The organism is Pseudomonas sp. B21-053 (assembly GCF_026016365.1).
Lineage (GTDB): Bacteria > Pseudomonadota > Gammaproteobacteria > Pseudomonadales > Pseudomonadaceae > Aquipseudomonas > Aquipseudomonas nunensis.
The window spans coordinates 6,823,397-6,847,005 of sequence record NZ_CP087205.1 but is presented as its reverse complement, the minus strand read 5'-3'; the positions used below and the strand labels follow the sequence as shown (position 1 = coordinate 6,847,005).

The window sequence follows — 23,609 nt, the reverse complement described above, 5'->3', positions numbered from 1 at the left end:
GATCGTGACCGAGCCTGCACCTGTTCGTCCGCCCAAGCCGCTCTACAGCAACGTCAGCCCGGCGGTGCCTTCGCCGTGCAGCGGCGTGTGCCGGCTGGATGAGCAGAAGGTGTGCCTGGGCTGCTTTCGCCATGTCGAAGACATCCGCGAATGGCGCTCGGCGGACGATGAGCGGCGGCGAGTGATCTGCGTCCAGGCTGCCCAACGCAAAACGTCCGCCTGACCTGCCTCTTCCGACTGCACGCCATCCCCACTGTAGGAGCTGCCGAAGGCTGCGATCTTTTGATCTTCCTTCGGCGCAACACCCAAGATCAAAAGATCGCAGCCTTCGGCAGCTCCTACAAGGGCATGCGCAGATTGCGGATGGCGATTGAGCAGGCCGTCCGGTGCTGGCTTGTATATTTATTGAGCTGTGATAGTGTCCGGGAACGCCTCAACCCATCGAGGCTCGTGAAAACCCCGCCTTTTTCTGGCGGGGTTTTGCTTTTTTTGTGCAGAAGAAAGGAGTCTGCCCGGATCATGACCGTACCTTCCATCACCCTTACCCGTCTGGACGTACAACGTCTGGAGCGCCTGATCGACAGCCTGGATGACACGCTGCCGGGCGTTATCGCGCTGCAAACCGAACTGGATCGCGCCGATACACTGGTCGGTCACGATGAAGTGCCCGCCGATGTCGTGACCATGAATTCGCGCGTACATTGCCGCGAAGAAATCAGCGGCAAGGACTACCACCTGACGCTGGTTTATCCCAAGGATGCCAATGCCGACGAAGGCAAGATTTCTATTCTCGCGCCAGTGGGCAGTGCCTTGCTCGGCCTGAAAGTCGGTCAGCACATCGACTGGCCCGCGCCGGGTGGCAAGACCCTGAAACTGACCCTGCTGGAAGTTGAATCACAGCCGGCCCATGGCGGCGATTTCCCGGAATAACTCCCCTCAGACCTGCTCGAGTGCTTCGTTCAATGCGCGCTCCAGGTCAGCCTTGTAGCGCAAATACAGATTGCTTGAACTCTGCCCATCACCGAGCAGGCCCGAGAGGTCCAGGTCGGTGATGTAGCAGCGGTAGCGTTCCGTCTCGCGGCGCTGATCGATGATCTCCCGGGCGACCACGCTAAACAGCTGATCGCCAAACTCCAGCTCCGAAAACTCCCGCTGATTGCAATACAACGTGACCTGCACCTGGCCTGGTGCGGCTTTGCCGATGATCGCCTGAACGTCGTAGAACGGTTTGTTGACCGGCGTTTGCGGCGCTGGCCGCGCTTCGACCCGACGTGCGCGCCCGGGGCCGGACGGCAATAGTTGGTAATACAAAGTATCGAGGCTCAACGGCTGGGCAGCTTCCATCGGCAGCAAGGCGTCCCGGCGATACAGGATCGATTGCAGGAAACGTTGCAGCGGCACCAGCAGGCTTTGCTCGTCGTGATAGGGCAGGCGCTGCTGCCACAGTGCGTTGAATTCATCCAGCACATACACATCAGCCTGTTGCTCGGTGATCCGGTAGAACACCTGAATGCACTCGGGCTGGCCCATCGGCAACAGCAACGCGAGGTCCTGCTCTTCGAGGGCCATTGGGTCCAGGTGCAGCGGGCTGTAGCTGGCCTGCTCTTCGCCCAGGTAATCGAACAGTGCCGGCAGGGTAGCGAGGGCGATGTGGTTGACGTGACCGGGCACCAGTTCCAGCACGTGGTAATGCTGCTGCACCTGAATCAGATAGCGATGATTGAGCTTGCTCAACAGCAGGTTCTGCGCGGTATCGATGATTTCTTCGACCCGCCGGGCGATGAACTGCGCACGGTTGTGGCAGAAGCAGCGGACTCGCAAGCGCGGCTGATCCAAGCCCTTTGGCAGGTTGTTGAGGTAGTCGCGCAGGCAATCGAGCAGCGCATGCGGCCCGTCGTAACGGCTGACCAGCACTTCGTTCCAGCTGTTGAGCGTGACCTGATCCAGGGTCAGCACGAGGTTTTCCCGCACGCCGGCGTAACTCAGGGAATCGGTGCGCTCGGTGGTCATCAGAATGTTCAGGTCGCGATGATGCTTGAGCGGATCGACCCCGACGTTCACCAGGATCAGCACTTCGCTGGGCATGGCGGCGCGCAGTAATGGTTCCTCCGCAACGGTGGTCAGGGGCAGGGCGACGGTTTGTTGCAGGCTGCCGAGCAGATTGAACAGTTCGAACTCGCTCAAGTCGCTGCTGCCGGGGTGTAAGGCCAGTCGAGTGCTGCTGTCGATCACGCCGTTGCGGTGGCTCCAGGTCAGCAGTTCGAGCAGTTGGCGGCTGCGTTTGATCGGCGCGAAATGCTCCCACTCGTGGGCGTTCAGGCTGCCGTTGTACAAACCCCATTGGGTTTGCCCCGGTTCTTTCTTGTTTGGCGCCTGCACCAGGGTCAGCGTGTCTTCGGCCAGGTCCGGGGCGATACCGGGGTTGATGAATTCGACCTTGTCGGCCTTGCGCTCGAACGCCGCGTACAGCCGCCGGCCGAGCACGTTAAGGTCGCGCTTGTTGATCAGGCTGACGGTTTGCTCGGTGCGGGCGAACTGGGTCAGGAAGCGATAGCTGTAATTCAGTTCGTTGACCAAGGCCCGGCGTTCGGCGCTGACCTGGCGCACTTTCCACTGGCTGCGGCTGTCGAGCAGCGCCAGTTGCCGCTGATCCCAGTGCCATTCGCTGGCCAGGCGTTCCAGCAACGAACGCTGCCAGCTCACGGTGCGACTGTTGCTGCCGGTGAGCTTGCGATTGACCTTCAGGTACAGCGCGCGGCGTACCAGTTCCAGGCGTTCCGGTTCGCCACGGGCGGTCAGGTATTCCTCGATGCGCCGGTAGACCACGATGTACGGGTCCAGCTCATCGAGGTCCAGCTGATTGGCGAACACTGCCTGTTTGAAGCGCAGGCTCAGGCAATGGACCTTGGGGTGTTCGCTGGCGTAGACCTCGATCAGCAACAGCTTGAGCACCGACTTGTAGGGCGATTCGATGCCCTTGAACAGCTGCCAGAGCCCGGCACCGATAAACTCTCCCGGCGGAATGTGCGCCAGGTGCCCCAGGTCCAGGGTTTCGTCGGCACGGATGAAGCGCTTGGAAATCAGTGTGTGGGTGTACTGAAGGTAACCGGCTTCTTCGTAGGTCGGCACCAGCCACCAGATCGGTGTGCGCCCGGCCAGCCAGATCGCCGTGCGGTAGAACTCATCCAGCAACAAGTAATGCTGCGTGGTACCGCAGTCCTCCGAACTCAGTTGAGTATCGCGCTCGCCGTGCATGAAGCGGGTCGGATCGATCAGGAAGAAATGCGCCTCGGCGCCCTGGCTCGCGGCCCAGGTTTCGAGCAACTGGCATTTTTTGCGCAACTCGCTGAGTTCGCTTTCGCTCAAGTCCGGGCCGTGGCACACCCACACGTCCATATCGCTCTGGTCGGCCTGGGCCAGGGTGCCGAGGCTGCCCATCAGGAACAGGCCATGAATCGGTCGCGGCGGATTGCTGCCGTGGCGTGGCTTGTAGGAAAACGAACGGGTCAGGCGCTGGGCTTCAGCGAGGGTGTTGGTGTCGGGTTCGTAATTCGACAGCCCGGCCGGCGTGCTGCCGGAGACGTAACCCGGCAACAGCGGATGATTTACGTGGAAAAACAGCGGCAACAGGGTCAACACGCCTTGCTGGCGCGTCGACAACCCTTCCATGGCTCGGGCCATGCGGCCTTCGTTGAGTTTCAGAAAACGGGCGCGCAGCTGACTGAGAACCTTGCGGTCGATTCCCTCGTCCAGATCGGGGCGGATTTCATGGGTGCGGGTCATGTCAGCTCAAACCGGCTCGCGAAGCTCGGACGTGGGGTCTGCGGATGAGGGGCAGTTTAGCGCCTCGGCCCCGGGACTTTTAAGCTGTATTTGTATTTCTGGCGTCAGATTTCTATCACCAGGCGACGGCAGGCAGCCAAGTGTGCCCGCGGAAATCCCGTAACAGGGGTTTCCGTGGGCGATGCAGGGGGGATTCAGGCTGTTTCTTGTACGGTCAGAATGGTCAGCACGGTTTGCACATTTTGCGCGGCGTCACGGCCCAGGCTGGTCAGATAACCGCCATCGGGCTGGGTGATCAGTTCTTTGTCGAACAGGCGTTGGGCGGCGGCAATGGCCTTAGGGGCAGCGGTCTGATGAATTTTCAAACCTTCCTGGGAACTGTCCAGGTTGAAGAGGGCAAGGATTTCCAGTTCGGCAACCAACTCAGGGGTAAGCGACATAAGGACTCCAGACTTTCTAGGAATTAGACGACAGCGTCCCTAAGGTGAGCCCACTCGTGCGGCATGTCCAGTGCTGGCAGCAGGGTTTTTTCGCCTCGGGAAACATTCCCCCAGTAACGGGGTGCATCCCAGTGTAGCCGGGGTATGGAAGAACGATGCATTACCCGTAGGAGCGAGGCTTGCCCGCGAAGCTTTTGGCGTAATCGAGGACGCCTTCGCGGGCAAGCCTCGCTCCTACAGGGCAGGGCGGGCTTACTTCTTCTCTGGCGGCAACTCTGGCAATGCGCGCAGGGCGGTTTCGTACCATTCGGTATTGAACGCGCGGTCTTCTTCGAGGATCGCATCGATTTCCACTGCCAGCACGTGGGCCATCAGATTGAGGATTTCTTCACGCTCGTAACCCACCAGGGTCAGCTTGTTGAACGTCGCTTTGGCGGCCGGCGGGTTGTCGCTTTCGATCTGGTTTTCAATCGCTTCGATCAGGGTGTTCTCGGCGAATTCTTCTTCGTCGATCTCGATGTCTGTTGGCTCGCTCATGGCAGGCTCCTCAAGTTAAGGCGGCCAGTTTACCTGCATTCAGCGCTGTGATGCTGCTGGCACGAAACGCCCCGGCGATCTATAAACAGGCACTGCCCACCCCGCACGGCCTGGAGGCTTTGTGATGCTCAAGCTTTATGGATTTTCCGTCAGCAACTACTACAACATGGTGAAACTGGCGCTACTGGAGAAAGGACTGCCATTCGAAGAAGTGGTGTTTTACCCGGGGCCGAGTCCCGAAGCATTGGCCATCAGCCCGCGCGGCAAGGTGCCGGTGCTGGGCGTCGATCAAGGCTTTATCAACGAAACCAGCGTGATCCTCGAATACCTCGAACAAAGCCAGAAAGGCACGCCACTGTTGTCGAGCGAACCCTTTGAGCGAGCGCAGGCCCTGGCGCTGGCCAAGGAAATCGAGCTGTACATCGAATTGCCGGGCCGCGCCTGCTACGCCGAAGCCTTCTTCGGCATGACCTTGCCGGACGCGATCAAGGACAAGACCAAGGCCGAGTTGCTGCTGGGTTTTGCCTCGCTGGGCCGGCACGGCAAATTCGCCCCTTATGTCGCGGGTGACAGCCTGAGCATTGCGGATCTGTATTTCCTCTACAGCGTGCCACTGGCCTGTGCTGTCGGGCAGAAGCTGTTCGGAATCGACCTGTTGGCCGAGATGCCGGCGGCCAAGGCGTTGCTGGAACGTCTGGAGCAAAACCCGCATGTGCAGCGGATCGCGGCGGACAAGGAAGCGGCGATGCCGGCGTTTTTGGCGATGGTCGCGTCCAAGAAGTAGGTTTTTAGCGTCTTCGAGAATGCATTCGCGGGCAAGCCTCGCTCCTACAAGTTCACGCTGATTTCAAAATCAACGCAAAACCCGTAGGAGCGAGGCTTGCCCGCGAAGCTTTTGACGGTTTAGCGGCTAGCCAACAAAGCCTGACCGCGCGCCACTGCCTGCTTGACCTGTGCCGGCGCAGTCCCGCCGATATGGTCACGGGCATTCACCGAGCCTTCCAGGGTCAGCACGGCAAACACGTCCTGATCGATCTGATCGCTGAACTTGCGCAGTTCTTCCAGGCTCATTTCCGCCAGGTCCTTGCCGCTTTCCACGCCGTACTTCACCGCGTGGCCAACGATTTCGTGGCAATCACGGAACGGCAGGCCACGGCGCACCAGGTAGTCCGCCAGGTCGGTGGCGGTGGAGAAACCGCGCAGCGCCGCTTCGCGCATCATCGCGTGCTTGGGCTTGATCGCCGGGATCATGTCGGCAAAGGCCCGCAGCGAGTCGCGCAGAGTGTCGGCGGCGTCGAACAGCGGCTCTTTGTCTTCCTGGTTGTCCTTGTTGTAGGCCAGCGGTTGGCCCTTCATCAAGGTCAGCAGGCCCATCAGAGCGCCGAAGACACGACCGGTCTTGCCGCGAACCAGCTCCGGCACGTCCGGGTTTTTCTTTTGCGGCATGATCGAGCTGCCGGTGCAGAAGCGGTCCGGCAGATCGATGAACTGGAATTGCGCGCTGGTCCACAGCACCAGTTCTTCGGAGAAACGCGACAAGTGCATCATCGCGATGCTCGCGGCCGAGCAGAATTCGATAGCGAAGTCACGATCGGATACGTTGTCCAGGGAGTTGCCGCCGACGGCGTCGAAACCCAGCAACTGCGCGGTGAACTCACGGTCGATCGGGTAGGTGGTGCCCGCCAGCGCGGCGCTGCCCAGTGGCATGCGGTTGGTGCGCTTGCGGCAGTCCACCAGGCGCTCATAGTCGCGGCTGAGCATTTCGAACCAGGCCAGCATGTGGTGCCCGAAAGTTACTGGCTGCGCGGTTTGCAGGTGGGTGAAGCCCGGCATGATGCTGCCGGCTTCGCGCTCGGCCTGCTCCAGCAGACCTTGTTGCAGGCGGGTGATTTCCGCCAGGATCAGGTCGATCTCGTCCCGCAGCCACAGGCGGATATCGGTGGCCACCTGGTCGTTACGGCTGCGGCCGGTGTGCAGCTTTTTACCGGTCACGCCGATGCGGTCGGTCAGGCGCGCCTCGATGTTCATGTGCACGTCTTCGAGGTCGATGCGCCAGTCGAACTGGCCGGCCTCAATTTCACCCTGGATGGTCTTCAGGCCATCGGAGATGCTGTCGCGCTCGGCATCGGTCAGCACGCCGACCTTGGCCAGCATGGTGGCGTGGGCGATCGAGCCCATGATGTCGTGGCGATACAGGCGCTGGTCGAAAGTGACGGAGGCGGTGAAGCGGGCGACGAAGGCGTCGACGGGTTCACTGAAGCGGCCGCCCCAGGACTGATTGGTCTTGTCAGTGCTCATGAATTCGCTCGTATCGGCTTGAAGAAAGTTGGCGTTGAACGCTGTGGCGGATAATAACAGGGTTGCCAATCCTGTCGCTGACACTGGTCGATACGTTTTTTTCTCATGTGCCGGCCCATACTTGCGGCAATGTCAGAAGTGATTGCGCAACGATATTTTTCATTTGAGCAATATCGCGCCGCCAACCGTCTACAGTTGGACAGTAGGAACAACGCACTTCTGTGCGTTGCCGCTGCCTATAAAAAGAGGGGGTGTTCATATTGTGTATCAGCAAACCCTACGGCGACGCCTCGCCAACGCGGGCCTGGGCCGCCAATCGCCCCGCAGATGAAAATTTAGCCGCCGGTCTCGCGGCACTTTTTGGCCCTCGCGCCAGTCTTAGCGTGGATCGCGGTGACGGATGTCACTTCACCTGTCTACGCTATCCTTGTGCGAGACTCACGCAGGAATCCAGCGCAATATGAATGTCCTGATCGTTGATGACGAACCCCTAGCCCGCGAGCGCCTGAGCCGAATGGTCGGCGAACTCGAGGGATACAGTGTCATGGAGCCCGGCGCCACGAACGGCGAAGAGGCGTTGGCGCTGATCGACAGCCACAAGCCGGATATCGTGTTGCTCGATGTCCGCATGCCAGGCCTCGATGGCCTGCAAGTGGCTGCACGATTGTGCGAGCGCGAAACACCGCCCGCCGTGGTGTTTTGTACCGGCCCCGATGAATTCGCCGTGGAAGCCTTGCAGGCCAGCGGCGTGGGTTATCTGGTCAAGCCGGTGCGCACCGAGCTGTTGCTCGAAGCCTTGAAGAAGGCCGAGCGGCCCAATCGGGTCCAGCTCGCGGCCCTGACTCGCCCGGCTGCCGAAACCGGCAGCGGCCCCCGCAGCCACATCAGTGCCCGTACCCGTAAAGGCATTGAGCTGATCCCGTTGGGCCAGGTGGTCTACTTCATTGCCGACCACAAATACGTGACCTTGCGCCACGAAGGCGGCGAAGTGCTGCTGGACGAACCGCTCAAGGCCCTGGAAGACGAATTCGGCGACCGTTTCGTGCGGATCCACCGCAACGCCCTGGTCGCCCGCGAACGCATCGAACGCCTGCAACGCACGCCGCTGGGGCACTTCCAACTGTTCCTCAAAGGCCTGAATGGCGATGCGCTGATTGTCAGTCGCCGTCATGTGGCAGGCGTGCGCAAGATGATGCAACAGCTTTAATCCGCCGTTTACAGGCGGATCCCACACCCGATTGCCGGACGTTGAAGGCCAGGGAGGCCGAGCAGTTCCTGATACAAGTCAAAGTGGATTTGGCTGAGCTGTTATTATCCGCCGTATCTATTCAGTACGGATTGATCCATGTCCTCTCGCGAAATCCGCATCGCCACCCGTAAAAGTGCGTTGGCCCTCTGGCAGGCCGAATACGTCAAAGCTCGCCTGGAACAAGCCCATCCAGGCTTGCTGGTAACGCTGGTGCCCATGGTCAGTCGCGGCGACAAGCTGCTCGACTCGCCACTCTCGAAAATCGGCGGCAAGGGCCTGTTCGTCAAGGAACTGGAAACCGCGCTGCTGGAAAACGAAGCCGACATCGCCGTGCACTCGATGAAAGACGTGCCGATGGATTTCCCCGAAGGCCTCGGTCTGTTCTGCATCTGCGAGCGCGAAGACCCGCGCGATGCTTTCGTTTCCAACAACTACGCCAGCCTCGATGAGTTGCCCCAAGGCAGCATCGTCGGCACGTCGAGCCTGCGCCGTCAGGCCCAACTGCTGACCCGTCGCCCGGACCTGGAAATCCGTTTCCTGCGCGGCAACGTGAACACGCGCCTGGCCAAGCTCGACGCCGGCGAATACGACGCCATCATTCTCGCTGCGGCGGGTTTGATTCGCCTGGGTTTCGAAGACCGCATCACCTCTGCGATCAGCGTTGATGACAGCCTGCCGGCCGGTGGCCAGGGCGCGGTCGGGATCGAATGCCGCAGCGTCGACAACGAAATCCACGCTTTGCTGGCGCCGCTGCATCACCGGGACACCGCCACCCGTGTCACCGCCGAACGTGCCCTCAATAAACATCTGAATGGTGGCTGCCAGGTTCCGATCGCCTGCTACGCCGTGCTTGAAGGCGAGCAGATCTGGTTGCGTGGTCTGGTGGGCGATCCGAGCGGTGGCCTGCTGCTCAATGCCGAAGCCCGCGCGCCGCGCAGTGACGCCGAATCCCTGGGTGTGCAGGTCGCCGAAGACCTGTTGAACCAGGGCGCCGGTGACATTCTGAAAGCGGTCTACGGCGAGGCAGGTCACGAGTGACCGGTTGGCGACTGCTGCTGACGCGCCCCGCAGATGAGTCGGCGGCGCTGAGCAGTGTGTTGGCCGAGAGCGGGATTTTCAGCAGCTGCCTGCCGCTTTTGGAGATCGAGCCGATTGCCGCCTCTGACACAATGCGTGGAGTGATCCGGGAACTGGATCGCTATTGCGCGGTGATTGTGGTGAGCAAACCGGCTGCCCGGTTCGGCATCGATCTGCTCAGCCAGCAATGGCCGCAGCCACCGTCGTTGAAATGGTTCACTGTGGGCGCCGCGACCGCGCAAATCCTCGAGGGTTTCGGGCTCGATGTGAGCTTCCCGGTGGATGGCGATGACAGCGAAGCCTTGCTTGATCTTCCCGAGTTGCGCGAGGCTATCGCCCGGCCTGATCCGTGCGTATTGATCATGCGCGGGGAGGGTGGCCGCGAGTTGCTGGCTGAGCGTTTGCGTGAGCTTGGTGCTAGTGTCGAGTATCTGGAGTTATACCGTCGCGCACTGCCGCAGTACGCGACAACTGCACTGCCGGACCGGATTGAAGCGGAACGCTTGAACGGGCTGGTGGTCAGCAGTGGACAGGGTTTCGAGCACCTGCACCAGTTGGCCGGCGATGCCTGGCCGCGTTTGGCGCAGTTGCCGTTGTTTGTTCCAAGCCCAAGGGTCGCCGAGCTGGCACGTGCCGCCGGGGCTCAAACAGTTGTGGATTGTCGTGGCGCGAATGCCACGGCTTTGCTGACGGCGTTACGGGAGCAACCCGTACCCGTTCTCTAATGCAAAGGATGGATACGTGAGCGAAACAGTCTTGCCTAAAGATGACGTGCAACCGGTGCTCGATGCACCTGTTGAAACTCCACCACCTGCTGCTGTGCAGCGCAGAGGCAATGGACTCGCAATCGTCGCCCTGTTGCTGGGCGCTGCCGGCGTTGCCGTCGGCGGTTGGGGTGTCTGGCAGGTGCGTCACCTGCAGGCCAGTACCCAGCAGCAATTGAGCGAAGTCCAGGCGCTGAACGATCAGGCCCAGAGCCTCAAGCTCAATGATCAACGCCTGACCGCACGCCTCGAACAACTGCCGGCCGCCGATGAGCTGGAAGACCGTCGCCGTCTGGTGACGCAGTTGCAGGGCGATCAGCAACGCCTGAATCAGAAACTGGAAACCGTTCTCGGCGCCAGCCGCAAGGATTGGCGTCTGGCCGAGGCTGAACATTTGCTGCGTTTGGCCAGCCTGCGTCTGTCGGCGCTGCAAGACATCAGCAGCGCTCAAGCCCTGGTGCAGGGCGCCGACGAGATTCTGCGCGAACAGAACGACCCCGGCGCCTTTGCCGCTCGCGAGCAAGTGGCCAAGACCTTGGTGGCCTTGCGCAGCACTGCACAGCCGGACCGCACCGGGTTGTTCCTGAAACTGGGTGCCTTGCGCGATCAGGTGATCAACCTCACCGAGCTGGCGCCGGAGTACAAGGACCGCGGCGAATCCCTGCTGGGCCTGACCGCCGATGGCGACGGCGCCAGTCGCTGGGCGCAATGGTGGGACGAGGTCTCGCGCTACATCCGCATCGACTTCAATGCCGACAAGAATGTTCGCCCGTTGCTAGCCGGGCAGAGCCTGAGCCAGGTGCGCCTGGCCCTGAGCCTGGCGCTGGAACAGGCGCAGTGGGCCGCGCTGAATGGCCAGGCGTCGGTGTACACCCAGGCGCTGACCGAAGCGCGAGATGTGATCAAGGGCAATTTCAACCCGGACAACCCGCAGAGTAAAGTGATGCTTGAACAGGTTGCTGATCTGGGCACGCAACCGGTCACCGTCGTCACGCCGGACCTGACCGGCACGTTGAGCTCGGTCCAGGCGTATCTGGAGCGGCGTAATGTCAGCGCCGAGGATTCGATCAAACCGCTGGCCAAACCTGCCGCGAACACTGCGCAGGAGGCCACGCCATGAAACGCCTCTATGTGATCCTGTTCCTGGTCATCGCTGCCGCCGCAGTGCTGGGATTGGCGATTGCCGAGCATTCCGGCTACGTGCTGATCGCCTACAAAAGCTTCCGCTATGAGTCCAGCCTGTGGGCGACCTTGGCTTTGGTGGCGGTGCTTTGGTTGGTGTTCTGGGGCATCAAGGCGTTGATCGAGTTGGTCACGACGTCCGGCGGTGTGGTCAATCCGTGGTCTCGACGCAATCGCAGTCGCCGGGTGCAAGTGGCGATCGAGCATGGTCAGCTGGACTTGGCCGAGGGGCGTTGGGCCAGTGCCCAGCGTCATCTGCATCGGGCGGCTGAAGCTGAGCGCCAACCGCTGCTTTACTACCTCGGCGCAGCCCGCGCTGCCAACGAACAAGGTCACTACGAGGAGTGCGACAAGCTGCTGGAGCGTGCGCTTGATCGCCAGCCCCAGGCAGAGCTGGCGATTGCCTTGAGTCACGCGCAGTTGCAGACCGATCGCGGCGATACAGACGGCGCCCTGGCGACCCTGGAAGCCATGCACGAGCGTCATCCGCACAACGTGCAGACTCTGCGTCAATTGCAGCGCCTGCATCAGCAGCGGGGCGACTGGTCGGCAGTGATTCGCCTGCTCCCGGAGCTGCGCAAGGACAAGGTCCTGCCTGCTGCGGAACTGATTGAACTGGAGCGTCGCGCCTGGGGCGAAAACCTCAGCCTGGCGGCGCATCGCGAAGAAGACGGCACGGTCGGGTTGCAGTCACTCACCCGCGCCTGGCAGCAACTCAGCAATGCGCAGCGCCAGGAACCACAACTGGTGCTGGCCTATGCCGAGCAACTGCGGCAGTTGGGAGCGCAGGCCGAAGCCGAAGAAACTCTGCGTGCAGCGCTCAAGCGCAAGTACGACAGTCATCTTGCGCGCCTTTACGGTCTGGTGCGCGGCAGCGATCCGGCGCGGCAGCTGCAAACCGCCGAGGGCTGGCTCAAGGATCACCCGGCTGATCCGAGTCTGCTCCTGACTCTGGGTCGCCTGTGCCTACAAAGCAGCCTGTGGGGCAAGGCCCGGGATTATCTGGAAAGCAGCCTGCGCATGCAGCGCAACCCGGAAGCCTGTGCGGAACTGGCCAGGTTGCTGGCGCAACTGGGCGATACCGAGCGCAGCAACCAGTTGTTCCAGGAAGGCCTTGGCCTGCTGGACGAACGCCTGTTGGCGGCGCCGCTGCCCGTACCTGCCCGAGTCTGAGCCGACTGGTGAGGCCTGGGTTTGTAGCAGCTGCCGAGCCTGCGAGGCTGCGTTCGGCTGCGAAGCAGTCGTGAAATCAGCCGACGCGGTGTTTCAGGAAGACCGCGTGTTTAGGTTTGACGACTGCTGCGCAGCCGAACGCAGCCTCGCAGGCTCGGCAGCTGCTACAAGCCTGACGTGGGCTTCGGCAGCTGCTACAGGGTGTAGTTTGAGCGGTGAGCCGGTCGGCCAACGTGCTGAATGTTTAGCTTTGTAGTCCCTGATCGACATAGTCCTACAAGGGACTACATCGAATCCTCTCGCTTCTGTCGGGAATTCCCTACACTTCTGGTGAAGTGTCCGTGGTGGGCCGTCTTGAAAGGCTGGCGCGCTTTCCTCTACCGTAACCGCCTGTCTCTCCTGTTACGGATTAGCCATGTCTTTGGCCTGCTCACGCTCCTTGTTTTTCATGGCTTTCACCGCAGGTGCCCTGGCCTTGGGCGTTTCCTATTACCTGGAATATGCGGTCGGGCTCAAACCTTGCGTGTTGTGTTTATTGCAGCGGTTTTGCCTGGCGCTGCTGATGGTTGTCTGCCTGGCGGCTTCGATCCATGGCCCGCGCCGATTCGGTTCTTTTGTCTATTGGCTGTTGGGATTGTCCGCCAGCCTGGGCGGCACGGTCGCGGCGTGGCGACAGGTGTTGTTGCAGAGCGATCCGCGGCTACAACTCTCGGGTTGTTCGCCTGATCTGGATGGTTTGTTAGGGAGCATGCCCTGGGCGTGCGCCGTTCAACGGCTGTTCAAGGGCGCCGCCGACTGCGCCGAGATCTCCTGGACCCTGTTCGACCTGAGCATCCCTGAATGGAGCCTGCTGTTCTTCGTCGCGATGCTGATCCTGGGGATTTATCAGTTGCTGCGCCATGTCTGGATCGCTTGTCTGCGACCGCCCAGCGGCGAGTCGTCGCACCGGGCCATGGCCGGCGATTAAACACTTGTATGAACTTTATCTCCTGCGTACCTTGAAGCCATTGTCGTGCGGGCATAATCTGGCCCGCACGTGTCATTGGATTTATGTTGCTCGATGACGCTCTGCCTGGCCGATTCTTGATCTTCAAGGGTGCGACAGGTGTGGAGCAGCATGACCCACAAGGGAAGAGAGATCACCATGCTCGAAAGTTGTCAGAATGCTCAGGAACGCTGGGGTGGAGTGCATCTGCTGATCGACCGCTGGTTGCAGGAGCGTCACGAACTGGTTCGGGCCTATGATGCTCTCGGCGCCAAGCCTGAGGCTCTGGGCGAGAATCGCAAACCGTTGCAGGAGTTCTGCGGCGTGCTGGTCGATTACGTATCGGCGGGGCATTTCGAAATCTACGAACAGCTCACCGGTGAAGCCAAGGCCTTTGGCGACAAGCGTGGTCTTGAGCTGGCCGAGACGATCTACCCGCGCATCGACGTCATCACCGAGAAGCTGCTCGCGTTCAACGACCTGTGCGATGCCGGCAAGTGCGTTGCGGAAAAATTCAAGGAGCTGGGCGGCTTGTTGCATGAACGCTTCGAACTGGAAGATTGCCTGATCGAAGTGCTGCACACTGCTCACAAGGAAGAGGATTCGGTTCAGGCCTGAATCTCTCCTTCGCAAGACCCAAAAAACGGTGCGCTATGCGCGCCGTTTTTCGTTTCCGCGATTCAGCTTGTGGCACCGCGCAATTCGACTTCGAACACCAGCGGGGTGAACGGCGCGATCAGGTCGCCGGCGCCGTCGGCACCATAGGCCTGGGCCGATGGAATTACCAAACGCCACTTCGCACCCACCGGCATGTTTTGCAGCGCAATGCGCCAACCGGTGATCACGCTATCGAGACTGAACCATTGCGGCTGGCTGTTCTGATCGAACACCGTGCCGTCGGGCAGACGACCGATGTACAACACCTGGACCTTGCCATTCGGTCCGGCCTTGGCACCGTTGCCAGGGGTCAGCTCCGTCAGCAAAATTCCATCGTCCAATTCGCGAACCCCGGGCCGGGCTTTTTCCTGGGTAAGAAAACGCTGCTCTTTTTCCAGGGCTTCTTCGGTTTGCGGCGCTGGTGTTTGCAAGGCGACCTGGGCTTCATGGTCGGCAAGGATCTGCTCGATCTGTGCATCTTTCAGCGCGAGAGGTTTGCCTTGATAGGCTTGCTGCAAACCTTCGACCAGCGCCTGAAGTTGCAGGTCCGGAACCTCTTGGCGCAAGCGTTCGCCCAGGCTTGCCCCCAGGCTGTAAGCGAGATCGTGAGCGTCATTTCCAGCGGTTTTTTCCGCGGCTTGAGCAACGGAAAAACACACCAGCAAGGATAAAAAAAGGTAACGCGACATGGGCACTCTCCGACCTGAGATGCGGAGGATTATGCCAGTGAGAATGCGTTAAACGGTGAACTGCTTTTGCGTAGACGCAGAACATTTTCGATCCGTTGCAACGCAACGCTTTCGATACTGTCAACATGACCTAGCGGCGGTGTCAGCAGAGGTCTAGTATGAGCCGCATTCACGTCAGCCAGGAGGTAAACCATGTCGGCCACCAAGAAGCCTGTAAATACTCCGTTGCACTTACTCCAACAACTCTCGGGCAGCCTGCTTGAGCATTTGGAAACCGCTTGTTCCCAAGCCTTGGCTGATGCTGAAAAACTGCTCGCCAAACTGGAAAAACAACGCGGAAAAGCGCAAGAAAAACTGCATAAATCCCGTACCAAATTGCAGGACGCTGCGTCCGCCGGTAAGGCCAAGGCACAAGCCAAGGCGAAGGACGGCGTCAAGCAACTCGAAGACCTGCTCGATGCCTTGAAGGATCGTCAGTCCGAGACCCGTGCATACATTCTGCAACTCAAGCGTGACGCTCAAGAAAGCCTGAAACTGGCCCAGGGGGTTGGTCGCGTACAAGAGGCTGTCAGCAAGGCGTTGTCCCTGCGTTCGGCCAAGCCTGCTGCGGCACCTGCCAAGAAAGCCGCTGCCAAACCGGTTGCTGCAAAAGCAGCCGCCAAGCCTGCTGCCAAACCGGCTGCTAAAGCACCGGCCAAAGCCGCAGCAAAACCTGCAGCGAAAAAACCAGTCGCGGCCAGTGCTGCGAAACCAGCTGCTAAAGCGACTGCTGCCAAGCCAGCTGCCGCCAAACCAGCCGCTGCAAAAACCGCTGCTGCCAAGCCGGCTGTAGCAAAAACCGCAGCAGCAAAACCAGCGGCTAAACCTGCTGCAAAAGCGGCCGCTAAACCTGCTGCCAAAACCGCAGCAGCGAAACCGGCTGCCAAGCCAGTCGCTGCAAAACCAGCCGCCAAGCCGGCAGCAAAACCAGCTGCAAAACCAGCGGCTAAAACCGCAGCCGCCAAACCTGCTGCCAAGCCTGCCGCCGCTAAACCTGCTGCTGCAAAACCGGCCGCCAAACCTGCCGCTGCCAAACCAGCTGCCGCTAAACCGGGTACTGCGAGCGCTGCAAAACCTGCCGCAGCCAAACCCGCTGCCAAGCCGGCTGCTGCAAAACCAGCTGCCGCTAAACCAGCAGCAAAACCAGCGGTGAAAAAACCAGCCGCAGCAAAACCAGTCGCGGCTAAACCGGCAACCGCGCCAGTCGCCAAGCCTGCCACCCCGGCTCCGGCAGCATCGCCTGCTCCATCCGCTACCACCTCGACAGCGACCGCTGCGCCAACTCCGGCTGCCGTGTCGAGCACTGCCACCACCCCAACCAGCGCTTCCTAAGTGCCGGTTACCGCGACGCGCAACTGATGCAGCGCGTCGCGGTTCAGGTTGGCGGCGCCTGCCGCCACACCTTCCAGCCAGGCCGATCGTTCGGTCGTCTCGTCTTGCGGCCAACTTTGGGCCGTGCGCTCCAGTTGCAACAGCAGATGCCTTTCCGATTCCAGCTCCAGAGTTTTCACTTGCTCGCGTAATGCGTTGAGTCCGACGTCATCCGCAGCGGCGGCTTTCCATTGCTGACGCAATGTGCGCAACGGCCGTACGACGTTCACTTCCCACGGCACGGCCACCTGCAAAAGTTGCTGCAAGCGTTGCTCGTCGCAGCTCACCCCCCGTTGCTCCAGCCACAGTCCACACAGCAAAAGACAGACATTCGCCCCCGCCGACTGCAATTGCAGGCACAGATCTTCAACGCCAGGACGGGCGTAAGTGCCAAGGGAAAAGCTCCACAGGTCAGAGGACATAGTGCTACTCGCGCCAGTTGCGAGCGAAGCTGGTAGACTCCGCCGCCATTATGATTCGACTTCAGAACCTGACTTTACAGCGTGGCCCGCAACGTCTGCTAGAAGACGCCGAGCTGACCCTGCACGCCGGCCACAAAGCCGGCCTCATCGGTGCCAACGGCGCCGGCAAATCGAGCCTGTTCGCCTTGCTCCTGGGCGACCTGCACCCGGACTCGGGTGATTGCTTCTTGCCGGCGGACTGGCGCATCGCCCACATGCGCCAGGAGATCGACACCCTCGATCGCATCGCGGTCGACTACGTGCTCGATGGCGACCTGCGCCTGCGCGAGGTGCAACGTGACCTCGCCTCGGCCGAAGCGGCGCATGACGGTGCCGCTCAGGCCCGCCTGCACGCCGAACTCGACAGCGCCGACGGTTACACCGCCGATGCCCGGGCGCGCAAATTGCTCGCGGGCCTGGGGTTCACCAACGATCAGATGGATCGTCAGGTAGGAGATTTCTCCGGTGGCTGGAGGATGCGTCTGAATCTGGCGCAGGCATTGATGTGCCCTTCGGACCTGTTGCTGCTCGATGAACCGACCAACCACTTGGACCTCGACGCCATCATCTGGCTGGAAGAATGGCTCAAGAGCTATCCCGGCACCTTGATGCTGATTTCCCACGACCGGGACTTCCTCGATGCCGTGGTCGATCACGTGGCCCACGTCGATCAGCGCAAGATCACCCTGTATCGCGGCGGCTACAGCGCCTTCGAACGTGCGCGTGCCGAGCGTCTGGCCCAGCAACAGCAGGCCTACGAGAAGCAGCAGGCGCAACGTGCGCACATGGAAAGCTACATCGCTCGCTTCAAGGCCCAGGCCACCAAGGCCCGCCAGGCCCAGAGCCGGATCAAGGCGCTGGAGCGGATGGAAGAGCTGTCCGCCGCCCACGTCGATTCGCCGTTCGACTTCGTGTTCCGCGAATCGCACAAAATCTCCAGCCCGCTGATTGATATCTCCGACGCCCGATTGGGTTACGGCGAGCGCGCCGTGCTGGAGAAGGTCAAGCTGCAACTGACCCCCGGCGCCCGCATCGGTCTGCTCGGTCCCAACGGCGCGGGTAAATCGACCCTGATCAAAAACCTCGCCGGTGAACTCGCGCCGCTGTCCGGTCGCCTGACCCGTGGCGAGAACACCGTGGTCGGCTACTTTGCCCAGCATCAGCTGGACTCGCTGGACTCCAAGGCCAGCCCGTTGCTGCACATGCAGCGCCTGGCGCCGACCGAGCGCGAGCAAACGTTGCGCGACTTCCTCGGTGGTTTCGACTTCCGTGGTGCGCGCATCGATGAGCCGGTGCTGAATTTCTCCGGTGGTGAAAAGGCCCGACTGGCACTGGCGTTGATCGCCTGGGGCCGCCCGAACCTGTTGCTGCTCGACGAACCGACCAACCACCTGGACCTGGAAATGCGCCTGGCGCTGACCATGGCCTTGCAGGAGTTCAGCGGTGCGGTATTGGTGGTCTCCCACGATCGCCATTTACTTAAAAGCACCACCGACAATTTCTATCTGGTGGCGGACGGCAAGGTCGAAGAGTTCGACGGCGACCTGGAAGACTACACCCGCTGGCTGGTGGACTATCGCCAGCGCAACGCCCCGGTCAGCAACACCCCGGTGAACCCGGACAAGACCGACAAAAAGGCTCAGCGTCAGGCTGCTGCTGCGTTGCGTCAGCAACTGGCACCGCACAAGCGTGAAGCCGACAAGCTCGAAGCCGAGCTGGGCAAGCTGCACGAGAAACTGGCGAAGATCGACGCCAGCCTCGGCGACAGCGATATCTACGAACCAGCGCGCAAGAACGAACTGCGTGACCTGCTGGCCGAACAGGCCAAGCTCAAGGTCCGTGAAGCGGAGCTGGAAGAGTCCTGGATGGAAGCCCTGGAACTGCTGGAAAGCATGCAGGCGGAGCTGGAGGCGTTGTCCTGATGGAAGCCTTCAAACTGCCGCTGCCGCCGATGTGGGTCGAGCCGATCTGGCTCGGCGTGCAAATCCTGCTGATCCTGCTGGCCGGTTACCTCGCCCAGCGCTTCGTTGCCAAATGCCTGACCCGCCTGGGCGAGCGTTATCCGTTTCCACCGCAATTGTTGATGCCACTGCGCGGTGGCTTGCGCTGGCTGATCATGGGCAGCGCGTTGATCTTCGTGCTGGAACGCCTCGGCGTCTCGGCCACGGTGCTCTGGACCGCGTTGTCGGGGTTCGTGGCGGTGGCTGCGGTGGCGTTCTTCGCCATGTGGAGCGTGCTGTCGAACCTGCTGTGCGCGATCCTGATCTTCACCGTCGGCCCGTTCCGCATCGGTGATGTGGTCGAGTTGGTGGACACCCTCGACAAGCCTGGCGTCAAAGGCCGGGTGGTGGCGATCAATCTGCTGTTTACCACGCTGATCGAAGCCGAAGAGGCCGGGACTGGCAGTGCCATGGTGCAAGTGCCCAACAGCCTGTTCTTCCAGCGCTCGGTTCGGCGGTGGCGGGGGACTGATGTGTTTCCTTCCAGTGGGTTTGAAAAGTAAGTTTTCTGTTGCCTGACCTATCGCCTTCGCGAGCAAGCCCGCTCCCACAGTAGATCAATGTTGTTCACCTATTGAGTGTTCGCTGAAGATCCCCTGTGGGAGCGGGCTTGCTCGCGAAGAGGCCCTCACAGCCGCAAACGCTGGTCGCCTGTCCCCCCTGTCCTACAAAAAATCGGTAGTCATCCGCCCAAAGCCGCATTAGCTTAGACGTCTGTCACGAGTCTGAGTCGAGGTGTGCGATGGTGCTTCAAACATGGCTGGCGTTTTTTGCCGCCTGCTGGGTGATCAGTCTGTCTCCCGGTGCCGGCGCGATTGCGTCGATGTCCAGCGGCTTGCGATATGGTTTCTGGCGCGGTTACTGGAACGCCCTGGGCCTGCAACTGGGCCTGGCGGTGCAGATTGCGATTGTCGGCTTGGGTGTGGGGGCCATTCTCACGGCTTCGGCGACGGCGTTCTATGCGATCAAATGGTTCGGTGTGGCGTATCTGGTTTACCTGGCGGTCAAGCAATGGCGGGCACTGCCCAGCGACATGAGCGACGATGGGGCGGTGCGGCAGATTGGCAAGCCGTTGGCCCTGGTGTTCCGGGGTTTCCTGGTGAACATCAGCAACCCCAAGGCATTGGTGTTCATGCTGGCGGTGTTGCCGCAGTTCATTGATCCCCACGCGCCGCTGCTGGCTCAGTACCTGATCATTGGCGTCACCATGGTCTGTGTCGACCTGATCGTCATGGCCGGTTACACCGGGCTGGCGGCCAAAGTGCTGCGACTGTTGCGCACGCCCAAACAGCAGAAACGCATGAACCGCACGTTTGCCGGGTTGTTCATTGGCGCTGCGGCGTTCATGGCGACGCTGCGTAAAGCGGTGGTGTAAAACCGCCAGGCACAAAAAAGGCGACCTTTTCAGGTCGTCTTTTTCGTTTGCCTTGCACTCATTGTGGCGAGGGGCTTCTGTGGTGAGGGGGCTTGCCCCCGTTGGACTGCGTAGCGGTCCCATTTTGGAGGCGCTTCGCACCTCAACGGGGGCAAGCCCCCTCGCCACAGAAGCTCCCTCACCACATTGGTATCAGCGCAGGATTACCGGCGCCGTATCCCTTGGCAGGTTGTTGCGTTGCGGGGCTTGCCCCGGCTGTTCGTAGCTAGGGCCACCGAGCTGTTGGCTCAGTTGCCCGGCCACGTCTTCGCCCAACGCCTTGGACACATCACGCACCACCCGAGGGCGGTTCAGCGAGATCTTGATGTCCCGGCCATTCACCAGTTTGGTGTCCTGGCCTTCACCCATCGCCGTGAAGGCCGAGGTAATTTCGAAGGTCTTGGTGTTGATCAGGCTGAAATCCGCCACCAGGGTCAACGCCAGAACCGCCGAATAGCTGTCAGTGTTGGCCAGCTCATTCATGTCCTGGGTGAAGTCGATGTCCGACACTGTGCCAAACAGCACATAGTCCGCGCCCTTGAAGTTGCCAGCCTTGATCCGCTTGATCACATCGTAGATGTCACCCTTGGACGAGGCGGTATAAGGCGTGCCCTGAATCAGCTGGAACATGCCGGTGCGCAGGATTTCACCCTTGATATCGCCGGTGAATTTACGCAGTTCGGCCTGTTCGATGTAGCTGGTGGTGGCTTCGATCTCGTTGTAGTTCGACGAACCGCTGGAGCTGTAATAGCCCTCACGGTAATTGTTCTGCGCCGAGACGATGTGGATGTACTGCTCCACCCGCTCCTGGTACGCCAGATCCGTGACCGCAACTTTCGGGGCCGCTTGCACGCTGAACGCGCAAGCCAGGGCCATCATGCCAATCCATGTGCGCATCGATTAACGCTCCGTGGTTTTGCGGATCTCTTTTTCGTCCATCCACTCGGCCAGACCGCTTTCAACGTCGATCAATTGCAGGCTGAATTTGTAGAAGACGTCCTTGTAGTCGGCGCTGCGCTTGACGATCGAGCTGATCGAGCCTTCGATGCGGTACTTGGCAGCAATCATGTTGCCGGTCTTGGCGACAGTGCTTTTCTTGTACAGGCCGCTCTGGTTTTGCAGCTTGAGCTGGTCAACCTGGCTCTGCATCGCGTTGTTGTCGCTGGCGAAGCGCGCAACACCGGTTTTCATCAGCTGGGTCTTGATGCTGGTGGTGATTTCGCGGGTATCAATGTACTCGCTGGTCTTGTTCTTCACGTCGTAGACCTGAACCACCGGGCGGCCCTGCATGATGCCGGACTGGGCCAGGGAGCGAGTCATCGACTCTGCGATCATCTGCAGGTCGGTGGAACCGAACTCGTTGGTCACGGTTTCTACAGCCTTGGTGTCACCGTAGCTGATGTTCTTGCTGCCCAGGGTCGGCGAAGTGTTGGCGCAGCCGCTGGCCAGGAGGGCGAGAACGGCGATGAACGAAAAGCGTGCAAACATGGGAATGCTCTCTAGAACTGAACGAATAGGGTCGGGTTAAGGCGTCTTGATTTCGAGACGGAAATCCACGGCTTTGGCGGTCGGTGCGATGGCCTGGATGAAACTGGTCTGCTCGCCGTACATCATCTGGCTTTTCCAGGTTTCTTCTTCCGCGATCGGGAAGCCTTCAGGACCGAGCCAGGCAAAACGGTAGTAGAAGGTCTTGTTGTTGAAGCTGGTGTTGCTCAGCTGCACATTGACCGTCTGGAAGCCGTTTTCCCGGGCGACGCGCATGGCGCCGACCACGATGTTCTTGAGCTTGCCCATGGCCACGACTTTGCTGGCGGCGCTGCCCGGCTCTGGTGGTGGCGGGGTGGCGCACCCGGCCAACAAGGCCAGGGCGACAACGGCGATGAGTTTGAAGCGCATGCAAAGACTCCGTTCTTAAGGTTGTTTGAAGCTGGCCACGGCGGTCGGGTTGGCACTCGTGATCACGTGTGCAGCCAGGCCGCTGGCGAATACCTGATTACCCACGGCGCGCAGGCTGATGACCTGATAACGCTGATCCACGGTGATCTTGACCACCGAGCCGCCGACGGCGCTCGGCAGGGTGACTTGGTGTTCACCTTTCTTCAAGCGCAGACGCACCACTTGGGTGTTGTCCGGCAGGGTGCGCCACGTACGGGTATCGGCACCTTCCAGCACAGCTGAAGAAATACCCACCGCCAGGCCGGCCAGCGGGTTGGTTTCGTTGATCTTCTTCTGGGCCACGCCTTTGGTCACGGCGCGCACGGTGGTGCGCAGAATGATGCCCGGCATGTCGTCACGTAATGCGCGGCGCGACATGGCGGTGGTGCTGTTGAGCTGGGTCAGGTTCAACTGCTGACCGTCTACGCCGATCTGGGCGAATGCCGGGGTCGAGGTGTCCGGCTTGATGATCGGGAACGACAGCGGGGTGATCACGAGCTGGTTGCTGATTGGCAATGGCAGCGGAATGCGGATCGAGTCACGGGACGGCGCCAGGCCGCTCTGCACCACGATCAGGATGTCGCTGTCGTCAGTCTTGGCCGGCTTGTCGAGGTTGACCAGTGCCTGCTCCAGCAGCGGGGTGTTCGGGCGCAGTTCGGCGGCTTTGCGGTAACCCGGCGCGGCGAGGTCTTTTTCACCCAGGGCTTCGTAGACGTAACCGGCCAGGTAATGGCTGAACGCACTCTGGTAGCTGTTTTTCAGGCTGACCACGTCCGGCGCGTCGAGGCTGGCGACCGGGTAACCCTGCAGGTCTTTGTACTGGGTCTTGATGCCTTCTTTCTCGGCCTCGTTTTCGCTCTTGAGGTATTCCTTGTCGCGCAAATCGGCGATCACGGCTTCGCGTTCGTGGGTCTTCTTGATCGACATGCGCGCGCCGTCGAAGTCATTCACCGCCAGCAGGTTCAGGGCCATCTGGGTGGTAAGCATGACTTTTTCGTAGTCGTAGCCTTCGTAGCGACGGACCTTGTCGTTGACCAGGAAGCTGCCGAACTGCGCCAGGTACTTGTCGGTATCAAGCTTGACCGAGTCTTCCCACTTGCCCACCACCTGATCGGCGCTGGTCCAGGCATTCTGGCTGCCGGACAGGTCGCCCTTGGCGCGCAGCAGTTCACCCTTCTCGAAGTAATAGAGCAGGTCTTTGTCCGGGCCGGAGTTGTTCTTTTCCAGCATTGTCAGCGCCGCATCGACATTGCCGGCGGCCAGTTGCTGGTTGGTTTGCGCGAGTTCGGAGTCGTAGTTGCGAAAGGCGGAACAGCCGGAGAGCAAGGTGACCGCGCTGAGTGCGATCGAGGTAAGGGCGCGAGAGGCCATAGGGGTACTTCTTCCCTGAATAGAAGCAGCCGCGCGTGCTGGTCGGGCTGTAGGGACCTATCGGCAGGGAGACTGGCGTCCTGCCAATTCCTCAAAAAGAGGAGCTTAAATGCCGCGGCGCAATCGCGAGGCGGCGGCATTATAAGCTCGGATGCTGGCTATGTAATGGCTTTTTAATTACATT

24 protein-coding genes are annotated in these 23,609 nt (G+C 60.6%); 14 read left to right on the top strand and 10 right to left on the bottom strand.

The features are described 5' to 3' along the window. Positions 1-4 precede the first annotated feature (4 nt). Both LOY68_RS30815 and rnk read left to right on the top strand, forming a co-directional pair. Entirely contained in the window at positions 5-223 is a 219-nt protein-coding gene (locus LOY68_RS30815; protein ID WP_163910690.1) for a DUF1289 domain-containing protein, read from the top strand. Between the two features lie 296 nt (positions 224-519). Further along, positions 520-930 carry a nucleoside diphosphate kinase regulator gene (gene rnk, locus LOY68_RS30810; RefSeq protein ID WP_054048529.1) on the top strand — a complete coding sequence of 137 codons (411 nt, stop codon included), beginning with the start codon at positions 520-522 and terminating at the stop codon, positions 928-930. 6 nt (positions 931-936) lie between these two features. Here the strand turns inward: rnk and LOY68_RS30805 are convergent, their stop codons facing one another. The 3 genes from LOY68_RS30805 to LOY68_RS30795 form a co-directional block, all read right to left on the bottom strand. Next, on the bottom strand, positions 937-3,783 hold the full coding sequence (locus LOY68_RS30805) for a class I adenylate cyclase (protein WP_265041641.1): 2,847 nt from the start codon (positions 3,781-3,783) through the stop codon (positions 937-939). A 194-nt stretch (positions 3,784-3,977) separates the two neighbouring features. Then, positions 3,978-4,223 (bottom strand): TIGR02647 family protein, encoded by a 246-nt coding sequence (locus tag LOY68_RS30800; protein WP_054048532.1) that lies wholly within the window; start codon positions 4,221-4,223, stop codon positions 3,978-3,980. 252 nt (positions 4,224-4,475) lie between these two features. Then, positions 4,476-4,760, bottom strand: coding sequence for a hypothetical protein (locus LOY68_RS30795; RefSeq protein ID WP_007894899.1), 285 nt, complete (start codon positions 4,758-4,760; stop codon positions 4,476-4,478). Positions 4,761-4,884: 124 nt separating this feature from the next. Between LOY68_RS30795 and LOY68_RS30790 the strand changes: the two genes are divergently transcribed. Continuing rightward, complete coding sequence (locus tag LOY68_RS30790; RefSeq protein ID WP_054048534.1) at positions 4,885-5,544, top strand: glutathione S-transferase family protein; 660 nt, start codon at positions 4,885-4,887, stop codon at positions 5,542-5,544. 119 nt (positions 5,545-5,663) lie between these two features. On the opposite strand, the gene argH is transcribed toward LOY68_RS30790, so the two are convergent. Further along, a complete protein-coding gene (gene argH / locus LOY68_RS30785) occupies positions 5,664-7,058 on the bottom strand; it encodes an argininosuccinate lyase (protein ID WP_265041636.1) in 1,395 nt (464 codons plus the stop codon). Positions 7,059-7,518: 460 nt separating this feature from the next. Between argH and LOY68_RS30780 the strand changes: the two genes are divergently transcribed. From LOY68_RS30780 to rsd, 7 genes are all read left to right on the top strand, one after another. Continuing rightward, positions 7,519-8,265 carry a LytR/AlgR family response regulator transcription factor gene (locus tag LOY68_RS30780; RefSeq protein WP_054048538.1) on the top strand — a complete coding sequence of 249 codons (747 nt, stop codon included), beginning with the start codon at positions 7,519-7,521 and terminating at the stop codon, positions 8,263-8,265. 138 nt (positions 8,266-8,403) lie between these two features. Further along, positions 8,404-9,345 (top strand): hydroxymethylbilane synthase, encoded by a 942-nt coding sequence (gene hemC, locus LOY68_RS30775; RefSeq protein WP_163910693.1) that lies wholly within the window; start codon positions 8,404-8,406, stop codon positions 9,343-9,345. After that, positions 9,342-10,109, top strand: a complete 768-nt coding sequence (locus LOY68_RS30770) for a uroporphyrinogen-III synthase (protein WP_265041631.1) — start codon at positions 9,342-9,344, stop codon at positions 10,107-10,109. The genes hemC and LOY68_RS30770 overlap by 4 nt, the downstream gene beginning before the upstream one ends. Positions 10,110-10,125: 16 nt before the next feature. Next, positions 10,126-11,268 carry a uroporphyrinogen-III C-methyltransferase gene (locus tag LOY68_RS30765; RefSeq protein WP_265041630.1) on the top strand — a complete coding sequence of 381 codons (1,143 nt, stop codon included), beginning with the start codon at positions 10,126-10,128 and terminating at the stop codon, positions 11,266-11,268. After that, a complete protein-coding gene (locus LOY68_RS30760; protein ID WP_265041628.1) occupies positions 11,265-12,503 on the top strand; it encodes a heme biosynthesis protein HemY in 1,239 nt (412 codons plus the stop codon). Before LOY68_RS30765 ends, LOY68_RS30760 begins: the two co-directional genes overlap by 4 nt. Before the next feature lie 415 nt (positions 12,504-12,918). Next, positions 12,919-13,470 carry a disulfide bond formation protein B gene (locus LOY68_RS30755; protein WP_265041626.1) on the top strand — a complete coding sequence of 184 codons (552 nt, stop codon included), beginning with the start codon at positions 12,919-12,921 and terminating at the stop codon, positions 13,468-13,470. 177 nt (positions 13,471-13,647) lie between these two features. Further along, positions 13,648-14,106: a sigma D regulator gene (gene rsd / locus LOY68_RS30750; protein ID WP_163910697.1), complete on the top strand. Its 459-nt coding sequence runs from the start codon at positions 13,648-13,650 to the stop codon at positions 14,104-14,106. 62 nt (positions 14,107-14,168) lie between these two features. On the opposite strand, the gene LOY68_RS30745 is transcribed toward rsd, so the two are convergent. Next, positions 14,169-14,834, bottom strand: coding sequence for an FKBP-type peptidyl-prolyl cis-trans isomerase (locus LOY68_RS30745; protein ID WP_163910700.1), 666 nt, complete (start codon positions 14,832-14,834; stop codon positions 14,169-14,171). A 192-nt stretch (positions 14,835-15,026) separates the two neighbouring features. Here LOY68_RS30745 and LOY68_RS30740 point away from each other — a divergent pair, with 192 nt between their 5' ends. Beyond that, positions 15,027-16,205, top strand: a complete 1,179-nt coding sequence (locus LOY68_RS30740) for an AlgP family protein (RefSeq protein ID WP_265041622.1) — start codon at positions 15,027-15,029, stop codon at positions 16,203-16,205. Here LOY68_RS30740 and LOY68_RS30735 read toward each other — a convergent pair. Beyond that, the gene (locus LOY68_RS30735) at positions 16,202-16,666 is read right to left on the bottom strand and encodes a TIGR02444 family protein (RefSeq protein WP_265041620.1); all 465 of its coding nucleotides are present in this window, start codon (positions 16,664-16,666) and stop codon (positions 16,202-16,204) included. The two genes, LOY68_RS30740 and LOY68_RS30735, sit on opposite strands and share 4 nt — an antisense overlap. Positions 16,667-16,716: 50 nt before the next feature. Between LOY68_RS30735 and LOY68_RS30730 the strand changes: the two genes are divergently transcribed. From LOY68_RS30730 to LOY68_RS30720, 3 genes are all read left to right on the top strand, one after another. Then, the gene (locus tag LOY68_RS30730) at positions 16,717-18,627 is read left to right on the top strand and encodes an ATP-binding cassette domain-containing protein (RefSeq protein WP_265041618.1); all 1,911 of its coding nucleotides are present in this window, start codon (positions 16,717-16,719) and stop codon (positions 18,625-18,627) included. Continuing rightward, entirely contained in the window at positions 18,627-19,208 is a 582-nt protein-coding gene (locus LOY68_RS30725; RefSeq protein ID WP_163910711.1) for a mechanosensitive ion channel family protein, read from the top strand. The genes LOY68_RS30730 and LOY68_RS30725 overlap by 1 nt, the downstream gene beginning before the upstream one ends. Before the next feature lie 239 nt (positions 19,209-19,447). Next, positions 19,448-20,080, top strand: a complete 633-nt coding sequence (locus LOY68_RS30720; RefSeq protein ID WP_054044690.1) for a LysE family transporter — start codon at positions 19,448-19,450, stop codon at positions 20,078-20,080. A gap of 192 nt (positions 20,081-20,272) precedes the next feature. Here LOY68_RS30720 and LOY68_RS30715 read toward each other — a convergent pair whose 3' ends face one another. Genes LOY68_RS30715 through LOY68_RS30700 form a run of 4 tightly spaced genes read right to left on the bottom strand, consistent with a single transcriptional unit; the run spans position 20,273 to position 23,425 of the window. After that, positions 20,273-21,016 carry a penicillin-binding protein activator LpoB gene (locus tag LOY68_RS30715; RefSeq protein WP_054044689.1) on the bottom strand — a complete coding sequence of 248 codons (744 nt, stop codon included), beginning with the start codon at positions 21,014-21,016 and terminating at the stop codon, positions 20,273-20,275. 3 nt (positions 21,017-21,019) lie between these two features. Further along, the gene (gene lpoB / locus LOY68_RS30710; RefSeq protein WP_054044687.1) at positions 21,020-21,607 is read right to left on the bottom strand and encodes a penicillin-binding protein activator LpoB; all 588 of its coding nucleotides are present in this window, start codon (positions 21,605-21,607) and stop codon (positions 21,020-21,022) included. Between the two features lie 36 nt (positions 21,608-21,643). Beyond that, positions 21,644-22,015 carry a YcfL family protein gene (locus tag LOY68_RS30705; RefSeq protein ID WP_054044685.1) on the bottom strand — a complete coding sequence of 124 codons (372 nt, stop codon included), beginning with the start codon at positions 22,013-22,015 and terminating at the stop codon, positions 21,644-21,646. A 15-nt stretch (positions 22,016-22,030) separates the two neighbouring features. Further along, on the bottom strand, positions 22,031-23,425 hold the full coding sequence (locus LOY68_RS30700; RefSeq protein WP_054617009.1) for a COG3014 family protein: 1,395 nt from the start codon (positions 23,423-23,425) through the stop codon (positions 22,031-22,033). Positions 23,426-23,609: the final 184 nt, after the last annotated feature.